This is a genomic window from Streptomyces zaomyceticus, from assembly GCF_014656215.1.
Taxonomy (GTDB): Bacteria; Actinomycetota; Actinomycetes; order Streptomycetales; family Streptomycetaceae; genus Streptomyces; species Streptomyces zaomyceticus.
Window position 1 is genome coordinate 122,988 of record NZ_BNBZ01000013.1, and the last position, 16,203, is coordinate 139,190.

Below are 16,203 nucleotides of genomic sequence, written 5' to 3' on the forward strand. Positions count from 1 at the left end.
GCGGGCTTTTTCTTTGTGGAGGACGGGGACTGATGAGCGAGCCGAACCCTTACAAGTCGGAGGACTACGAGTGGGGCCCGGGCGGACAGTCGGGTACGCCGGGACAGCCGGCCTACGGGTACCCGCACCCGCACACCCCCGCGTACCAGCCGACCCTGCCGGAAGGGGTGCCCGTTCCGCCGCAGCACATGCCGGGGCCGCCGCAGGGCGCGGGCGCTCCGCTGCTGAGCCTGGGTGACATCACCGTGGTGGGCGACCAGATCATCACGCCGGCCGGACCGATGCCCCTCAAGGGCGCCGTGTGGAACGTGATGGACATGTCGCGCACCGAGGAGAAGATGCCCACGGTCGCCATCGTGCTGGCGGTCATCTTCTTCATCTTCTGCCTGCTGGGCCTGCTGTTCCTGCTGATGAAGGAGAAGCAGACCACCGGCTTCATCCAGGTCACGGTGACCAGCGGCGGCAGGCACCACGCGACGATGATCCCGGCGCGCGGCCCGGACACCATCCACTGGGTGATGGGGCAGCTCAACTACGCGCGCTCGCTGAGCATGTGACCGTACGCCGTACGACGGCAGGTGTTCGTCCGAGGGACCCGGGGGCCTCCCCCGGGTCCCTCAGCCGTGCCAGGGGCGGGTCGTCCCGGTGGACTCCGCCTCGACCATGACGCGGCGGAGCATGTCGTTGAGGAGGGTGCGCTCCCCGGGGTCGAGGACGCCGAGGAGGCGGTACTCCTCGTGGCCGAGGACGTCCATCGCGCCGAGCCAGGTCTCGCGGCCGGCGGCGGTGAGTTCGACGACGACCCGGCGCCGGTCGGTGGTGGACTGCGTACGGCGGACGAAGCCGCGCTTCTCCAGGGCGTCGAGGCGGCCGGAGACGGAGGCGGGGGCCAGGTCGAGGTCCTGGGCGAGCTCGGAGGGGGCTGCGCTGCCGCCGCGGCCGGCGATCTTGTGCAGGGTGTCGAACTCATGGCGTTCCAGGTCGAAGTCGACGAGGGACTGCTCCCTGACCCGGCGGAGGTGGACGGAGAGCTTCTTCATCCGGGTGACGGCGCCCTCGACGACGGGGTCGAGGCCGGGCAGGACGGGCTGCCAGCGGGCGACGTGTTCGTCGGTCCAGTCGCGCGGCTCGCTCGGAGTACGCGGTTCCTCGGGGTGCGCCATGGGGTGATCGTACGTCGGTGGACGGAGAACCTCCCGATAAGTACTTCGTTGACGAATTATTCGATACCGAAATACTCTTCGGGTCATGCCTGTTGTCGCCACACCCATGTCTCCGCCGGCCCCCCATCCGCTCCGCACCCGCTCCTTCCGGCTGCTCTTCACCGGTCGCACCCTCTCCCTCCTCGGCGACGCCGCGATCCCCGCCGCCCTCGCCCTCGCCGTCCTGGAGGCCACCGGCTCCACCACGGCACTCGCCCTGGTCCTCGGCTGCGCGATGGTGCCCAAGCTGCTCCTGCTGCCGCTCGGCGGAGTCGTCGGCGACCGCTTCGACGCCCGCACGGTCGCGCTCACCACCGACCTCGTGCGCTGCGCCACCCAGCTGATCGTCGGCATCCAACTCCTCGGCGGCACCCCGAGCCTGGCCGTCCTGGCCGTCGCCGAGGCGCTCGGCGGCGCGGCCGGGGCGTTCGCGATGCCGACCGACGCGCCCCTGGTCAAGGGCGTGGTGGCCGCCGAGTCTCTGCACCGCGCCAACGCGGCGATGAGCGTCGCCCGGAGCGCCGGCCGGCTCGGCGGCCCCGCCCTCGCCGGCACCCTCGTCCTGACCGTGGGACCCGGCTGGGCCTTCGTCCTCGACGCGGCGACCTTCGCCGTCAGCGCGCTGCTCCTGACGGCGGTACGGGTGAAAAGGATCCCGATCCCCCGCCGCTCCCTCCGGGCCGACCTCGCGGAAGGCTGGCAGGAGGTCCGCTCCCGCGACTGGTACTGGACCAGCCTCATCGGCCACAGCGCCTGGAACGGCGCCGCCGCCGTCCTCATGACCCTCGGGCCCGCCGTCGCCGTGCAACAGCTCGGCGGCGGCACCACCTGGGTCCTCCTGCTCCAGGTCGGCGCCGTCGGCTACCTCCTCGGCGCCCTGCTCGCCGACCGCGTCAGCCCCCGGCGCCCGGTCCTCATGGCGAACCTCGGACTCGCCACGTACGCCCTGCCGCTGATCCTGCTCGCCGTCGCCGCGCCCGCCCCCGTCACCATCGCCGCCTACGGGCTCGCGCAGGCGGGGCTCGGCTTCCTCTCCCCCGTCTGGGAGACCGCCGTCCAACGGTCGGTGCCCGCCCACGCGCTGGCCCGGGTCACCTCGTACGACTGGCTGCTCTCCCTGGCGGCCATGCCCCTGGGGTACACGCTGGCACCGATCGCCGCCTCGGCCTGGGGCCCCGAAGTGCCCCTCCTCGCCGCCGGGGTGGTGGTGGGCGGCTGCTGCGCCGCGACGGCCCTGGTGCCGGGGGTGCGCCGCCTCACCTGAGCGTTGTCGGTGGGGTCCTCTACCGTCGTCCGCATGGTGGGGAACACGGGGAACACAGTGGACGCGGGAAACACAGCGGACGCGGGGAGCACGGGCGACACGGAGAACCCGGTGGGGTTCCCGGACTCGCCGGACACGGCCGGGCGGCGGGAGAGCGCGCTCGCCCTCCACCGGCGGATCTGCCGCCGGTGCGACGAGGAGACGGCCGGCCGGGCCCTCGACGACCTGGCACGGCAGGAACTCGGCTGGTCGACGGCGGAGTCCGACCTGCTGCTCTCCCGCCTCCTCGGGAGGGACGCGGAGGTCGCCCCGCACGAACTCCTCGACTCCTTCCCCCACCTGGTGCCGATCGCTCTGTCGGCCGCGGAGCAGGCGGAGGACTTCGACCGGACCCGGGTGCGCGCGTTGCGGGGCATCGCCGAACACCTCCGGGTCCACCGGGACGCCCGGTTCGCCGCGCTCCGGGACCGGATGGACGCCCTGCTGCGGCGCCCCGTCCCCACCGTTCCGGGCCTGCTGCCCCGTCACCTCCTCGACGGGCTCGACGACTACGGCCCGGCGATGCGGGCCGCGCACCCGGCGGTCCTCAAGGGGGCGGGGACGGTGGAGTTCCTGAATCACTGCGCCACGCTGCACCGGCCCCGCGCTCCCCGGAACTGGCGGAAGCGGTCGGCGGAACTCCTGGGGCGGGCCGAGGGCGGGGCGGAGGTGGTCCGGCTCCTCCTCGAAGGCATCGCCGCGCAACCCGCGCACCGGGTGCACGAACTGGACCTGTGGGGAATGGACGTTCCGACCCTCGCCGCCGCCGGCAACACCGCGCTCGTCCGCGGCCTGCTGTGGGCGGCGCTCGACGTGGACGCCGACTGGGTCGTCCCGCGGGTCGGCGCCGTCGCACTCCACGCGGGCACGGGGCTCGGGGGCTCCGGCGGCATGTGCCGCAGCCGGCCACTGGCCACCACCGCCGTCGCGGTGCTCGGCGCGTGCGGGGACGCCCGGGGCGAGGAGGCCGTGCAGTGGCTCGGCCGACTGCCGCGGAAGGTGGTCAACCGCGCGGTGGCGAAGGGGATCGCCAAGGCCCTGGAGGAGGTCTCGGCCCGCTCCGGGGTGACGCCGTCGATGCTCCGCGAGCGCGGGGTGGCGACGCTCGGGCTCGACGGGCGCGGAGTCCGGGAGACACCGCTCGGGGCGTACACGGCGGAACTGTCGGTACGGGAGCCGGGCACGGTCGCGCTGGTCTTCAGGAGCCCGGAGGGGAGGCTCCTGAAGACCGCGCCCAAGGAGGTCCGGGAGGCGCACGCCGAGGAGCTGAAGCGGGTCAGGGCGGGGCTCAGGGAGCTCAGGACCCTGGTCGCCGCCGAGCGCTCCCGCCTCGAGGAACACCTGGCGGCGGGGACGGGCTGGCCGGCGGAGGACTGGCAGCGGTACTACGTGGACCACCCGGTCACGGGGACGATGGCCCGCGCGCTGCTGTGGGAGGTCGCGGAGGACGACGGGGAGCGGTGGACCGCGGGCCTGCCCGAGCGCACCGGCGGCGGCTGGGCCCTGGCGGGCGCGGACGGCACCGCGCGTCCGGTCGGCCCCGGCGCCCGCCTGCGGCTGTGGCATCCGCTGCGGGCCGGGGGCGAGGAGGTCGCCGAGTGGCGGGACGCGACGGAGGGGCGGGAGGAGGACCAGCCGTTCAGGCAGGTCTTCCGCGAGATGTACCCGCTCACCCCGGCCGAGTGGGCGACCGGCTCGTCCTCCCACCGCTTCGCGGGGCGGGTGCTGCGGTACGGACAGGCGCGGGCGCTGATGACCGAGCGCGGCTGGACGGGGAACCACCTGGGGTACTTCTCGGACGGCTGGTCCTCGGAGATGACCAAGGAGCTGCCGGTCCCGGGGGACGTCCCGGCGGCCGAGGGGACGGTCTGGCGGGCACGCCTCCTCGTCGAGCTGGTCGACGAGGGGGCGAGCCGGGACGGGGTGGCCCGGCTCTGCGCGACGGACCGGGTGTGGTTCGAGCGGCGCTCCGGTGCGGCGGGCGCGCGGGGCGCCTGGTCGGAGGCCGCCCTGACCGACGTACCGGCGCTCGCGCTGTCGGAGGCGTTCCGGGACGTCGACCTGTTCGTACAGGTGGCATCGGCGGAGCCGCGGGCGGCGGGGGCGGAGACGGCCGAGACGGAGATGGCCGAGTCGGCGGAGTCGGCGGAGTCGGCCGCGGAGACGGAAGAGACCGCGGTCCCGCACTGACCGGGCCGGACTGTGGACTCGGCGCCCCGCGCCGACCGGGGACCTGGCCGGCGGGGCGGGGGCGGGGCCCGGCGGGGCGGGGCACCCGGAGCCCGACGGGGCGGCGGCCCCGGGGTCAGGCCGTCCGGTGGCTCCTGGTCTCCGCCAGGAAGGTGGTGAGCAGGCGGGCGGTCTCGTCCGGGCGCTCCAGCGCGGGAAGGTGTCCGGCCCAGTCGAGGTCGACGCGGCGCGCGTCGGGCAGGACGCGGGTGAGACCGTCGGCGACCGCCCGGAAGTCGGGGTGGTCGTGGGCCCCGGTGACCACCAGGGCGGGGACCTCGATCCCGGCGAGGTCGTCGGCGCCGACCTCGGGCTCGGCGGGGTGGAACTCCTCGGGCGCGGCGAGCTGGACCTCGAAGGCGTGCCGCTGCATCTCCCGGACGAGGGCACGGGCCTCCGGCCCCGCCTCGGGACCGAGCCAGGTGTCGACGTTGAGCTCGACGGCCGCGTCGAGGTCGCCGGCTTCGAGCAGTTCGTCCTCACGCTCTCCCCAGGCCCGCAGTTCCGCGCCGGGCCGGAAACCCGGCACGCCGGAGCCGAGCAGGGCGAGCGCGGAGACATGGCCGGGGTGGCGGACGGCGAGCTCCAGGGCTATCCGGCCGCCGAAGGAGGCTCCGACGACGGCGGCCCGTTCGATGCCGAGGTGGTCGAGAAGGCCGCGCACGTCGTCGGCGTGGGTGTGCGGAGCGTCCATGGGGCTGTCGCCGAAGCCGCGGAGGTCGCAGCGGACGACGCGGTGCCCCGCGTCGGCGAGGGCCTGGAACTGCCCGTCCCACATCCGGCGGTCGCAGACCCCGGAGTGCAGCAGGAGGACGGTCGAGGGGCCGGCGCCGGCCAGGTCGTGAGAGAGCGTCATCCGCCCGACCCTAGGCGGCGGGACCGGCGGTGGCCAGCAGGTTTCCCCTGGGCCCCGCATGGAACTTGAACACGTTCAAAGAGAGGTCTACAGTCATGACCGCCAGCTTTTGAACGCGTTCAAGGGAGGGTGGGGCATGGACCTCACTGTCGTCGCGTACATCGTCTATCTGCTGATCAGCGTGGCTCTGACCATCTGGGTCGCGCGCACACTCAGCCGCAACGGAAGGATCTTCCTCGCGGACGTCCTGCACGGGAACGAGAAGCTCGCCGATGCCGTCAACCACCTTCTGGTGGTCGGCTTCTACCTCGTCAACTTCGGCTTCGTCGCCCTCTACCTGAGCCAGGACGACGCCGTCCTCGACGCCCGCGCACTCTTCGAGGCGCTCTCGGTGAAGCTCGGGGTCGTCCTGCTCGTCCTCGGCGTGATGCACCTCGGGAACGTGTACGTCCTCAACAAGATCCGGCGCCGCGGAGTCATGGAGCGCGAGCAGGTGCCGCCGGTCGGCCCCCAGGGCTGGACCACCGCGCCCAAGGCCGGCCCCTGGGCCCCGCCCGCGCCTCAGGGCTGAACCGCGGTGCCGACCCCCGTGGGACGTCTGACCGTGCTGTACGACGCCGACTGCCCGCTCTGCGTGCATCTCAGGCACTGGCTGCTGCGCCAGCGGCAGCTCGTCCCGCTGGACCTCGTACCGGCCGGGTCGCAGGAGGCCAGGCGCCGCTTCCCCGCCCTCGACCACGCCGCCACCCTGCGGGAGATCACCGTGGTCGGGGACCGGGGCCAGGTCTACCGGGAGACCTCCGCCTGGATCGTCTGCCTCTGGGCGCTGGCCGACCACCGGGCCAAGGCCCACTGGCTGGCCACCCCCGCCGGGCAGCCCTTCGCCCGGATGACCGTGCTCGCGGCCGCGAAGTGGCGCGAGGCCCTCAAGGGGCCGGGCGGCGAGGACGGGAGCTGCGCGGACGGGCGCTGCGAAGTGCCCGGTCGGCCCGGCTAGGCTCGGCCCTGTGATGGACGCGAAGGAAGAGAAGAAGGCCGCCGACAAGAAGGCCGACGACAAGAAGGCTCCGAAGAGCGAGCAGACCCGCACGCTGATCCTCGAAACCGCGCTCCGGCTGTTCAAGGAGCGCGGTTACGACAAGACGACGATGCGGGCCATCGCCCAGGAGGCCGGGGTCTCCGTCGGCAACGCCTATTACTACTTCTCCTCCAAGGAACACCTCGTCCAGGGCTTCTACGACCGGATCGCCGAGGAGCACCAGGCGGCCGTCGAGCCCATCCTGACCGGCGGCGAGAAGGACCTCACGGCCCGGATCCGGGGGGTCTACCTCGGCTGGCTCGACATCGCGGAGCCGTACCACGAGTTCGCGGCCCAGTTCTTCAAGAACGCCGCCGACCCGGACAGCCCGCTCAGCCCCTTCTCCCCCGAGTCGGAGGGGCCCCGCGAGGCGGCGATCGAGGTCCACCGGCGGGTCATCTCCGGCGCCTCGGTGAAGGTCGACCCCGAACTGGCCGAGGCCCTGCCCCAGTTGCTCTGGCTCCAGCAGATGGGCCTGGTGCTGTTCTGGGTGTACGACCGCTCGGAGGGCGCCGCCAACAGCCGGCGCCTGGTGGAGCGCCTCGCACCGGTCACCGCCCGCGCGATCTCGCTCTCCCGCTTCCGGATCCTGCGCCCGCTGGTCAAGGAGACGCACGAGCTGCTCTCCGACTTCATGCCGACCGCGGCCGGAATGGCGGCCTCGGGAAAGCCCAAGAAGAGGGCAGAACCGAAGCCGCCGAAGACCTCGTGACGAGATCCGGGTCGTCTCCCCCGATCCGGAGGAGACGGCCTAGATCCAGCTGAGCTCCCACAGGCGCCAGATGCCCGTACCGTCCGTCAGGTACTGGGAGCCGGCGACCGCCTCCGTGGAGAGGACGTAGTCCTTCTTCTGCCACAGCGGGACGAGCGGGACGTCGGTGGCGACCTCGCTCTGGATCTCCTTGAAGTCGCCGGTCGCCCGGGAGCGGTCGCTGAACTGCTGCGTCGAGGAGATCAGTTCGTCGATCCGCTTGCTGGAGAACCCGTTGTGCAGGGTGTTCGCGGTGCCGACGAGCGGCGCGGTGAAGCTGTCGGAGTCGGGGAAGTCGGGCAGCCAGCCGACCGTGTAGGCGTCGAAGGTCCCCTTCGCGTACTGCTTCTGGAACTCCGTCCACTTCACTTCGACGGTCTTGACCTCGAAGAGGCCGGTCTCCTCCAGCTGCCGCTTGATCTCGGCGGTCTCGGCGCCGTAGGTGGCGTCCGCACGGTAGCCGAAGGTGAACTTCACCGGGGTCTCCACCCCGGCGTCCTTCAGGAGCTTCTTCGCCTTCTTGGCGCTCGGCTCCGGGTTCACGTCGTAGAAGGCCGTGCTGTGCCCCACGAAGCCCTGCGGGATGAGGGAGTACAGCGGCTCGACCGTTCCCTTGTACGCGCCGGTGGTGATCGCCGGGCGGTCGAGGACGGCGGCGACGGCCTGCCGGACCGCCTTGTCGGCCATGGGCGAGCCGGGCCGGACGTTGAAGTTGAGGTTGCGGATCTCGGCGCTCTCCGCCTCGGTGACCCGGGTGCCGTCCTTGGTGTCCAGGGCGGAGACGAACTCCGGCGGGAGCTGCCGGTGCGTCACCTCGACGTCCTTCGACTTCCAGGCGCTCGCGAGCTCCTCGGACTGGCCGAAGTACTTCACCAGGACCGGACCGCCGGCCTTGGTGATGGCGCCCCGGTAGTTCGGGTTGGGCTCCAGGAGGGCCGACTCGCCCTCCTTGTACTCCTTGAGGACGTACGGCCCCGAGCCGTCGACCGCGGAGCCGGTACGCAGCTTGTCGGCCGGGTACTGGTCCTTGTCGACGATCGAACCGGCACCCGTGGCCACCTTCAGCGGGAACGTGGCGTCCCGGCCGCTCAGGTGGAAGGTGACGGTCCGGTCCTCGGCCGAGACGCTCTTCAGCGTCGGGAAGAGAGGCTGCGGACCGACGTCGGTCTTGATGCGCAGCATCCGCTCGAAGGAGTACTTGACGTCCTCGGCGGTCACCTTTCGCCCGTTGGCGAAGGAGAGGTCGTCGCGGAGCGTGCACTGGTACGTCGTGAGCTTGGTGCCCACGAACTTGCAGCTCTCCGCCGCGTCCGGCACGGGGGTCGTGAACCCCGGCTTGAACGTCATCAGCGACTGGAACACATTGCTGTACATGGCCCAGGAACCGGCGTCGTACGCGCCGGCCGGGTCCAGAGAAGTGATCGCGTCGGTTGTGCCGACACTGATCGGATCGGTGCGGCCGCCGTCGGAGGGCAGGAGTTGCCAACCCCCCACTCCGGCGGCCACCAGTACTCCACAAGTGATGAGGATCCGCAGACGGACCGTCGACCGCATTGCCGTGCTTCCTTTTTTCGTCCCACCCCGGTGCGACGGCCCCCGGAAACGTCGCGATCAACGTCATCCCATCACACCGTTTTCACAAGTGGAAGAGAAAACTTTCACACCACATGTATATGTCCGGGAAATGCGAATTTAAGTCGATGAGCAGCACGTATCGGTCTCGACGCAGGGAGTCACCCCGCCCCGGTTACGCCTGTTTCGAGGCGAGTTCGACGATGGTGATGTCCGAGGGCGCCCCGACCCGGACCGGAGGTCCCCAGGCTCCCGCGCCCCGCGAGACGTACAGCTGGGTGTCCCCGTACCGTTCGAGTCCCGCGACGGTCGGGTTGGCCAGTTCGGCGAGCAGGTTTCCGGGCCAGAGCTGCCCGCCGTGGGTGTGCCCGGAGAGCTGGAGGTCGACGCCGTGGCGCACGGCGTCGTGGATGACGATCGGCTGGTGCGCCAGGAGGACCGCGGCGCGCGCCCGGTCGCGGTCACCGAGGGCCCGCGCGAAGTCGGGCCCCTGGCCCTCGCTCTCCCCCGCCACGTCGTCGACGCCGGCGAGGTCGAACCCGGCCGCGATCTCCACGCGGTCGTTGCGCAGCGTGCGCAGGCCGAGTTCGCGGACGTGGTCGACCCAGGCGTCGGCGCCCGAGAAGTACTCGTGGTTGCCGGTCACGAAGAAGGAGCCGTGGCGGGCGCGGAGCCGGGCGAGCGGCTCGGCGGCGGAGCCGAGGTTCTCGACGGTGCCGTCGACGAGGTCGCCGACGACGGCGACCAGGTCGGGCTGGGCGGCGTTGATGGTGTCCACGATGCGCTGCGTGTGGGCGCGGCCCAGGATCGGGCCGATGTGAATGTCGGAGACGACGGCGATCCGGTAGCCGTGCGCGGCACGCGGCACCTTGGCGAGCGGGACGGTGACCCGCTTGACGCGGGGGCCGCGCAGCACGCCGTACGTGCCGTAGCCGACGGTCCCTGCGGCGACGGCGGCGGCCGTACCGCCGACGACCCGGGAGACGAACAGCCGACGGGAGACCTCCGCGGCGGCCCCGGGAGCGACCGGCCCGACGGCCCCCCTCGGCTCCTTGGGCTCAGTCGGTTCCGAGGCCCCCGTGGCCCCGGCGGGCTCCGACGCCCCGGAGGCAGGACCGGCCGGGGCGTCGGGCGCCACCGGCGGGACCGGCTGCTCGGCGGCGGGGACGGACTCGCGAACCGGCACCGGGAGGGGCGCCGCGGGCGCCGCTCCCCCGGCGCGCCGGGCGAGCCAACGGCGCAGGAGGGGCCGGACGGCCTCGCCGACGACCAGGGCCAGGGTCACGTACAGCAGCAGCGCCAGCCAGAGGAAACCCGGCCAGGCGACCACCTGCTGGAGCAGGAAGGGCGCTCCGGCGCGGGAGGAGCCGAGGGCCGCGAAGGAGAGCAGCGGCAGCGCCACGACGGCGGCCGTGCCCAGACGGCGCGGCAGGCTCCCGCGCGTCGTGACATCGCGCACGAGGCGCCGCCACACGTACCAGTGGACCGCGCCGAGCAGCGCGAGGACCACGATCAGGACCAGCAGGAAGACGACCACGCCCCGGAACCCCTCTTCTGACCGCTCGCGCGGTCCTAACCGTTTCCGTGACGCGCGGCACGCACCCCACGCAACCCGAGCACCCCGATCCCCGTCCCCAGGACAAAGGACGTGACGGCAAGCAGCAGATGAACCCAGAAGTAGGCCGTCGGGTCGCCCGCGTCGTCGAACGCGAGGCCACTCCCGTCGTTCCACAGGTTCTTGACGAAAGTGATCCAGATGAACCAGCTCCAGACCCCGAACGCGAGCAGGAACCAGGAGACGCGGCGGCTGAGCTTCATGACCCCAGTATCACCGTCGGCCCCGGGGGCCCCGCTTCCGGGTGGAGGAGCCCGGGTGAACCGCCAGCCGGGGTTCGGGTCGTTCTTCCGTACCTGTACGTTCACGACCGTGTCTGCTTCGAAGAAGACCGCTTGGGCGGTCGCCGCTGCTGTCCTCCTGCCCCTCGTCGTCGCCGTGCCCGCCCATGCGGACACGAAGGACGAGAAGGACAAGCAGCCCAAGCCCCCCGCCGCGATGTCCTCGGTCGGCGGACCGCTGCTCGGCAGCCCCGGTACGCAGGTGAAGCTGGGGCCCGGCGCCCCGGTGCTGCCGAAGGAGCTGTCCGGCCGTTCCTGGATCGTCGCGGACGCGGAGAACGGTCAGATCCTCGCCGCGCACAACGCGCACTGGCCGCTCGCCCCGGCCTCCACCCTCAAGATGCTCTTCGCGGACACCCTGCTGCCGAAGTTCCCCAAGACGCAGAACCACCTGGTCACCACCGCGGACATGGCCGGGATAGGGGAGGGCTCCAGCCTCGTCGGCATCAAGGAGAAGCAGACCTACAGCGTCCACGACCTGTGGCTCGGCGTCTTCCTCCGTTCCGGCAACGACGCCGTGCACGTCCTGACCAGCATGAACAACGGCCTGCGGCAGACCGTGAAGGACATGAACGACCACGCGGCCGAGCTCCAGGCGCTCGACACCCACGTGGTCTCCCCGGACGGTTACGACGCCCCGGGCCAGGTCTCCTCCGCGTACGACCTGACGCTCATCGCCCGCAACGGCATGCAGAAGCAGGACTTCCGCGAGTACGCCGCCACGCCCCGCGCCGCCTTCCCCGGCGAGCAGAAGCCGGGCAAGAAGCGCGAGACCTTCGAGATCCAGAACACCAACCGGCTGCTCACCGGTGACCTCGGCGTGGCCCCGTACCAGGGCATCGCCGGCGTCAAGAACGGCAACACCACCCACGCGGGTGCCACCTTCACCGGCGTCGCCGAGCGCAACGGCAGGGTCCTGCTCGTCACGGTGATGAACCCTTCCTCCAAGGAGCAGCACGCCGTCTACCGCGAGACCGCCCGGCTCCTCGACTGGGGCTTCGCCGCGTACGGGAAGGTGACCCCCGTCGGCGAACTCGTGCCGCCCCGCTCCGCCCGTACGGGCACCTCCGCCCCGGACGACGGCTCGGTCCCGGCCCCCGGGAAGAACGCCCCGGGGGACTCCCCCCGGGCGGCCGCCAAGGAGCACCAGTCCGGTGGCGTCGGGATCGCGCTGGCCGTCGCGGGCGGTGTGCTCGTACTCCTCGCCGGTGCCGTCTTCCTGGTCAACCGTCGCTGGCCGCTCGCTGCGTCGGCGGCCCGTCGCCGCCGCTCGGAGCAGACTCCGGAGTCTGCTCCCGACGTGACTCCGTAGCCGTCCACGCGGCGCAGTACAGCAGCAGCTTCGCGGTGAAGTTGATCCAGAGCAGCAGGGCGACCGGGACACCGAACGCCCCGTACATCGACTTCGCCGCGACGCCCCGCATGTAGCCCCCGAGCAGCAGCTTGAGCAGCTCGAAGCCGACCGCCCCCATCAGCGCCGCCACGACGAGCCGGCGGCGGGTCGGCTGCACCCCCGGCAGCAGCGTCAGCACGTACAGCAGGATCAGGAAGTCGGCGACGACCGCGACCAGGACGGCGGCCGTCTGGAGGAGGTAGCCGCCCGCGCCGTCGCCGGAGATCCCGATCCGGTCGGCGCTCCAGCCGACGGCGGTGGAGCCGAGCCAGGACGCGGCGAGCGAGGCGAGGGCGACGCCGCCGAGGCCGACGAGGATGAGCGCGTCCTTGCCCTTGAGCAGGATCGGGTTGCCCTCGATGTCGTCGAGCCCCCACACCGCGCGCAGGCAGTCCCGCATGGAGCCGATCCAGCTGATGCCGGTGAGGAGCAGCAGCGCGCCCGCGACGAGCCCGACGGTGCCGGCGTTGTCGACGAGCCCGCTGATGTTGAGCTGGTCGGAGATGCCGGGCACCTGGTCGCTGATCTTCTCCTCGATCCGGTCGAGCTGGTCCTTGCTGAGGAGTGCGGCGCCCACCGCGGCGGCGACGGTGATCAGCGGGAAGAGCGCGAGGAAGGAGACGAAGGTGATCGCGGCCGCGAGCCGGGTCCAGTGGGCCTCGTCGAGGGTCTCGTACGAGCGCCACGCGTGGGTCCGCATGAGTTTCGCGACCCACGGGCCGATGACGGGGAGCTTGGTCAGCCAGTCCATGTCGTACGCCTACCCCTCAATCCGTGCAAGCCCCTGATGGCGACCGCGATACGAGAATCCCCCGCCGAGGCGCGCGGGCCCGCCAGCGACATCCCGTACATCGCCACTCGTGGATCAAGGGAGCCCCCTTCCCCGGGGGTGCTTTCCCGACACTCCTTTAATCACCCATTTCGACGAACCGCCATGCAATAACGGCATAAGCGACAGACGCGGCTATACGGTCACCCCCATGGCTGTCGAGACCTGCCTCCCGGACGACCGCGAGGCGATCGGCCGGGGGCGCACCGCGCCCCGCCACGCGCGCGTGGACCGGCCTCGGTGCCGGTGCCGCGGCGGCCGACGCGGCCCAGGCGGCCGGGGCCCGCGGCTCGAACGCCCGCGGTCCCGGCCGCGCCCGTCCCGTCCGCCGGCCGGGGTCCGCCTCCGGCCCGCCCCGATCTCCAGGAGGTCACGTTGAAGAACGCCTTCGGTGCCCCGCAGTCCCTGCTCGTCCTCGGCGGCACCTCCGAGATCGGGCTGGCCACCGCCCGCCGGCTGATCGCCCGCCGCACCCGGACCGTCTGGCTGGCCGGGCGCCCCTCCCCCGCGCTCACCGCCGCCGCCGAGTCGCTGCGCGTACTCGGCGCGGACGTGCGCACCGTGCCCTTCGACGCACTCGACACCGAGTCGCACGAGGAGCGGCTCGGCAAGATCTTCACCGAGGGGGACATCGACATGGTGCTCCTCGCCTTCGGGGTCCTCGGCGACCAGGCGCGGGACGAGTCCGACCCGGTCGCCGCCGTCCGCGTCGCGCAGACCAACTACACGGGCGCCGTCTCGGCGGGGCTGGTGTGCGCGGGCGCGCTCCAGGCCCAGGGGCACGGTTCGCTGGTGGTGCTCTCCTCGGTGGCGGGCGAGCGGGCCCGCCGGGCCGACTTCATCTACGGCTCCTCGAAGGCGGGGCTCGACGCCTTCGCCCAGGGCCTCGGGGACGCGCTGTACGGCACCGGGGTGCACGTGATGGTCGTACGGCCCGGGTTCGTGCGCTCGAAGATGACGGCGGGGCGCGCGGAGGCGCCGCTGGCGACCACCCCGGAGGCGGTCGCGAGTGCGATCGAGCTGGGGCTGCGGCGCCGCTCGGAGACGGTGTGGGTGCCGGGGGCGCTGCGGATGGTGATGACGGCGGTGCGGCACACGCCGAGGGCGCTCTTCCGACTGCTGCCGGTGTGAGTGCGCCCCTGGTTCGGGAGCGGGCGCCGGTGTGAGTGCGCCCTGGTGCGGGAGCGGCCCGGTGCGAGAGCGGGCGCCGCGTCGGCGGTGTGCCTGCGACGGGGCGTGTGGTGGGGGCGGGCCGTGCCGGGTCGGCGGATTACGTATGTGCGCCGACGCCCGGCCGGTGGGGCGTCCCCGGTCGACCCTTGAGGCCGCCCGGGGGCCGGGGCGGGCCGGGTCAGCCCGTGGTGGTGGCCGTCGGCGTGTCGACCGGGCTGCCGCCCTGCGCCGGGACGGCCGCGATCGGGCGGCCGCTGCCGAACTCGTAGTCGTACAGCTTCCGCCACACACCGTCCGCGCCCTGCTCGTACAGCGCGAAGGAACGGCAGGTCCAGGCCGCCTCGAACCCGGCGAGCTCCTCGTACGCCCGGTCCATCCCCTCCTCGGAGATCCCGTGCGCGACGGTGACGTGCGGGTGGTACGGGAACTGCAGCTCGCGCGCGAGCGGGCCGGACTCGTCCCGGATCTGCTGCTGGAGCCGGTTGCAGAGGGGCACGCCCTCCACCAGCTTCACGAAGACGACCGGCGAGAGCGGCCGGAACGTCCCGGTGCCCTTCAGCCGCACCGGGAACGGCTGGTGGTCGGCGGCGACACCGGCGAGGTGCGCCTCGATCCCCGGCAGCCGCTCCTCGGCGACCTCGGTCGGCGGGACGAGCGTGACGTGCGTGGGGATGCCGTGTGCGGCCGGGTCCCCGAAGCCGGCGCGCCGCTCCTGGAGCAGGCTGCCGTAGGGCTCCGGGACCGCGATCGAAACGCCGAGCGTTACGGTCCCCACGTCGTTCTCCTCCGTCGTCGGTCGACTTGTGTCGGGTGGTGCAGTCGCCAGTGTGCGGCCTGCACCACCCTTTGGGCCAGGGTCCTTGGACTCCCCGCCCCCGCGGTGCGTGATCGCTGCCGCGCTCAGTGCTTGGCGGGCAGGAAGCCCATGCGCTCGTACGTCTGCGCCAGCGTCTCGGCGGCGACCGCGCGGGCCTTCTCCGCGCCCTTGGCCAGGACAGAGTCCAGCGTCTCCGGGTCGTCCAGGTATTCCTGGGTACGGGTCCGGAACGGCGTGACGAAGTCCACCATGACCTCGGCGAGATCCGTCTTCAGCGCGCCGTACATCTTGCCCTCGTAGCTCTTCACCAGGTCCTCCACGGACGTGGAGGTGAGCGTGGACATGATGGTGAGCAGGTTGGAGACGCCCGCCTTGTTCTCAGGGTCGAAGCGGATCACCGTCTCGGTGTCGGTGACCGCGCTCTTGACCTTCTTCGCGGTGGTCTTGGGGTCGTCCAGGAGGTTGATGAGGCCCTTCGGCGTGGACGCCGACTTGCTCATCTTGATCGCCGGGTCCTGGAGGTCGTAGATCTTCGCCGTCTCCTTGAGGATGTACGGCGCCGGGATCGTGAACGTCTCGCCGAAGCGGCCGTTGAAGCGCTCCGCGAGGTCACGCGTCAGCTCGATGTGCTGGCGCTGGTCCTCGCCGACCGGGACCTGGTTGGCCTGGTAGAGCAGGATGTCCGCGACCTGCAGGATCGGGTACGTGAAGAGGCCGACGGTGGCGCGCTCGGCGCCCTGCTTGGCGGACTTGTCCTTGAACTGGGTCATGCGGGAGGCCTCGCCGAAGCCGGTGAGGCAGTTCATGACCCAGCCGAGCTGGGCGTGCTCGGGGACGTGGCTCTGGACGAACAGGGTGCAGCGCTCGGGGTCGAGACCGGCGGCGAGCAGCTGCGCTGCGGCCAGCCGGGTGTTGGCGCGCAGCTCGGCGGGGTCCTGCGGGACCGTGATCGCGTGCAGGTCGACGACCATGTAGAAGGCGTCGTGGGACTCCTGGAGGGCGACCCACTGGCGGACGGCGCCGAGGTAGTTGCCGAGGTGGAACGAGCCTGCCGTGGGCTGGATTCCGGAGAGCACGCGGGGAACGTCAGAGGCCATGCACATC

16 protein-coding genes are annotated in these 16,203 nt (G+C 72.1%); 8 read left to right on the top strand and 8 right to left on the bottom strand.

Annotation, left to right across the window (positions count from 1 at the left end):
- The first annotated feature begins 32 nt into the window (after positions 1-32).
- Entirely contained in the window at positions 33-557 is a 525-nt protein-coding gene (locus tag IE311_RS18795; protein ID WP_189832870.1) for a hypothetical protein, read from the top strand.
- A 60-nt stretch (positions 558-617) separates the two neighbouring features.
- Here the strand turns inward: IE311_RS18795 and IE311_RS18800 are convergent, their stop codons facing one another.
- Positions 618-1,163, bottom strand: a complete 546-nt coding sequence (locus IE311_RS18800) for a MarR family winged helix-turn-helix transcriptional regulator (protein WP_189832871.1) — start codon at positions 1,161-1,163, stop codon at positions 618-620.
- Between the two features lie 85 nt (positions 1,164-1,248).
- On the opposite strand from IE311_RS18800, the gene IE311_RS18805 reads away from it, so the two are divergent.
- The gene (locus IE311_RS18805; RefSeq protein ID WP_229902008.1) at positions 1,249-2,466 is read left to right on the top strand and encodes an MFS transporter; all 1,218 of its coding nucleotides are present in this window, start codon (positions 1,249-1,251) and stop codon (positions 2,464-2,466) included.
- A 33-nt stretch (positions 2,467-2,499) separates the two neighbouring features.
- On the top strand, positions 2,500-4,695 hold the full coding sequence (locus tag IE311_RS18810) for a DUF4132 domain-containing protein (RefSeq protein WP_189832872.1): 2,196 nt from the start codon (positions 2,500-2,502) through the stop codon (positions 4,693-4,695).
- Positions 4,696-4,810: 115 nt separating this feature from the next.
- On the opposite strand, the gene IE311_RS18815 is transcribed toward IE311_RS18810, so the two are convergent.
- Entirely contained in the window at positions 4,811-5,590 is a 780-nt protein-coding gene (locus IE311_RS18815; RefSeq protein ID WP_189832873.1) for an alpha/beta fold hydrolase, read from the bottom strand.
- A gap of 136 nt (positions 5,591-5,726) precedes the next feature.
- Between IE311_RS18815 and IE311_RS18820 the strand changes: the two genes are divergently transcribed.
- Genes IE311_RS18820 through IE311_RS18830 form a run of 3 tightly spaced genes read left to right on the top strand, consistent with a single transcriptional unit; the run spans position 5,727 to position 7,380 of the window.
- Positions 5,727-6,161, top strand: a complete 435-nt coding sequence (locus IE311_RS18820; protein ID WP_189832874.1) for a hypothetical protein — start codon at positions 5,727-5,729, stop codon at positions 6,159-6,161.
- Between the two features lie 18 nt (positions 6,162-6,179).
- Complete coding sequence (locus IE311_RS18825; protein ID WP_189832875.1) at positions 6,180-6,587, top strand: thiol-disulfide oxidoreductase DCC family protein; 408 nt, start codon at positions 6,180-6,182, stop codon at positions 6,585-6,587.
- A 13-nt stretch (positions 6,588-6,600) separates the two neighbouring features.
- On the top strand, positions 6,601-7,380 hold the full coding sequence (locus IE311_RS18830) for a TetR/AcrR family transcriptional regulator (protein WP_189832876.1): 780 nt from the start codon (positions 6,601-6,603) through the stop codon (positions 7,378-7,380).
- Positions 7,381-7,419: 39 nt separating this feature from the next.
- Here IE311_RS18830 and IE311_RS18835 read toward each other — a convergent pair whose 3' ends face one another.
- From IE311_RS18835 to IE311_RS18845, 3 genes are all read right to left on the bottom strand, one after another.
- Positions 7,420-8,973: an ABC transporter substrate-binding protein gene (locus tag IE311_RS18835; protein WP_189832877.1), complete on the bottom strand. Its 1,554-nt coding sequence runs from the start codon at positions 8,971-8,973 to the stop codon at positions 7,420-7,422.
- Between the two features lie 193 nt (positions 8,974-9,166).
- Positions 9,167-10,528 (bottom strand): metallophosphoesterase, encoded by a 1,362-nt coding sequence (locus tag IE311_RS18840; RefSeq protein WP_189832878.1) that lies wholly within the window; start codon positions 10,526-10,528, stop codon positions 9,167-9,169.
- A gap of 35 nt (positions 10,529-10,563) precedes the next feature.
- Entirely contained in the window at positions 10,564-10,809 is a 246-nt protein-coding gene (locus IE311_RS18845; protein WP_189832879.1) for an SCO4848 family membrane protein, read from the bottom strand.
- 109 nt (positions 10,810-10,918) lie between these two features.
- Here IE311_RS18845 and IE311_RS18850 point away from each other — a divergent pair, with 109 nt between their 5' ends.
- On the top strand, positions 10,919-12,199 hold the full coding sequence (locus tag IE311_RS18850; protein ID WP_229902009.1) for a D-alanyl-D-alanine carboxypeptidase family protein: 1,281 nt from the start codon (positions 10,919-10,921) through the stop codon (positions 12,197-12,199).
- On the opposite strand, the gene IE311_RS18855 is transcribed toward IE311_RS18850, so the two are convergent.
- Positions 12,111-13,031: a YihY/virulence factor BrkB family protein gene (locus IE311_RS18855; protein ID WP_189832881.1), complete on the bottom strand. Its 921-nt coding sequence runs from the start codon at positions 13,029-13,031 to the stop codon at positions 12,111-12,113. The two genes, IE311_RS18850 and IE311_RS18855, sit on opposite strands and share 89 nt — an antisense overlap.
- Before the next feature lie 453 nt (positions 13,032-13,484).
- Between IE311_RS18855 and IE311_RS18860 the strand changes: the two genes are divergently transcribed.
- Positions 13,485-14,240 carry a decaprenylphospho-beta-D-erythro-pentofuranosid-2-ulose 2-reductase gene (locus IE311_RS18860; RefSeq protein ID WP_189832882.1) on the top strand — a complete coding sequence of 252 codons (756 nt, stop codon included), beginning with the start codon at positions 13,485-13,487 and terminating at the stop codon, positions 14,238-14,240.
- Between the two features lie 220 nt (positions 14,241-14,460).
- Here the strand turns inward: IE311_RS18860 and IE311_RS18865 are convergent, their stop codons facing one another.
- Both IE311_RS18865 and trpS read right to left on the bottom strand, forming a co-directional pair.
- Complete coding sequence (locus IE311_RS18865; protein WP_189832883.1) at positions 14,461-15,057, bottom strand: 2'-5' RNA ligase family protein; 597 nt, start codon at positions 15,055-15,057, stop codon at positions 14,461-14,463.
- 125 nt (positions 15,058-15,182) lie between these two features.
- Positions 15,183-16,196: a tryptophan--tRNA ligase gene (gene trpS, locus IE311_RS18870; RefSeq protein ID WP_189832884.1), complete on the bottom strand. Its 1,014-nt coding sequence runs from the start codon at positions 16,194-16,196 to the stop codon at positions 15,183-15,185.
- Positions 16,197-16,203 lie beyond the last annotated feature (7 nt).

Coding starts and splice junctions, on each gene's coding strand:
- IE311_RS18815 (WP_189832873.1), bottom strand. CDS start 5,590: ATGACGCTCTCTCACGACCTGGCCGGCGCCGGCCCCTCGACCGTCCTC.
- IE311_RS18810 (WP_189832872.1), top strand. CDS start 2,500: ATGGTGGGGAACACGGGGAACACAGTGGACGCGGGAAACACAGCGGAC.
- IE311_RS18830 (WP_189832876.1), top strand. CDS start 6,601: ATGGACGCGAAGGAAGAGAAGAAGGCCGCCGACAAGAAGGCCGACGAC.
- IE311_RS18800 (WP_189832871.1), bottom strand. CDS start 1,163: ATGGCGCACCCCGAGGAACCGCGTACTCCGAGCGAGCCGCGCGACTGG.
- IE311_RS18795 (WP_189832870.1), top strand. CDS start 33: ATGAGCGAGCCGAACCCTTACAAGTCGGAGGACTACGAGTGGGGCCCG.
- IE311_RS18845 (WP_189832879.1), bottom strand. CDS start 10,809: ATGAAGCTCAGCCGCCGCGTCTCCTGGTTCCTGCTCGCGTTCGGGGTC.
- IE311_RS18805 (WP_229902008.1), top strand. CDS start 1,249: ATGCCTGTTGTCGCCACACCCATGTCTCCGCCGGCCCCCCATCCGCTC.
- IE311_RS18835 (WP_189832877.1), bottom strand. CDS start 8,973: ATGCGGTCGACGGTCCGTCTGCGGATCCTCATCACTTGTGGAGTACTG.
- IE311_RS18820 (WP_189832874.1), top strand. CDS start 5,727: ATGGACCTCACTGTCGTCGCGTACATCGTCTATCTGCTGATCAGCGTG.
- IE311_RS18855 (WP_189832881.1), bottom strand. CDS start 13,031: ATGGACTGGCTGACCAAGCTCCCCGTCATCGGCCCGTGGGTCGCGAAA.
- trpS (WP_189832884.1), bottom strand. CDS start 16,196: ATGGCCTCTGACGTTCCCCGCGTGCTCTCCGGAATCCAGCCCACGGCA.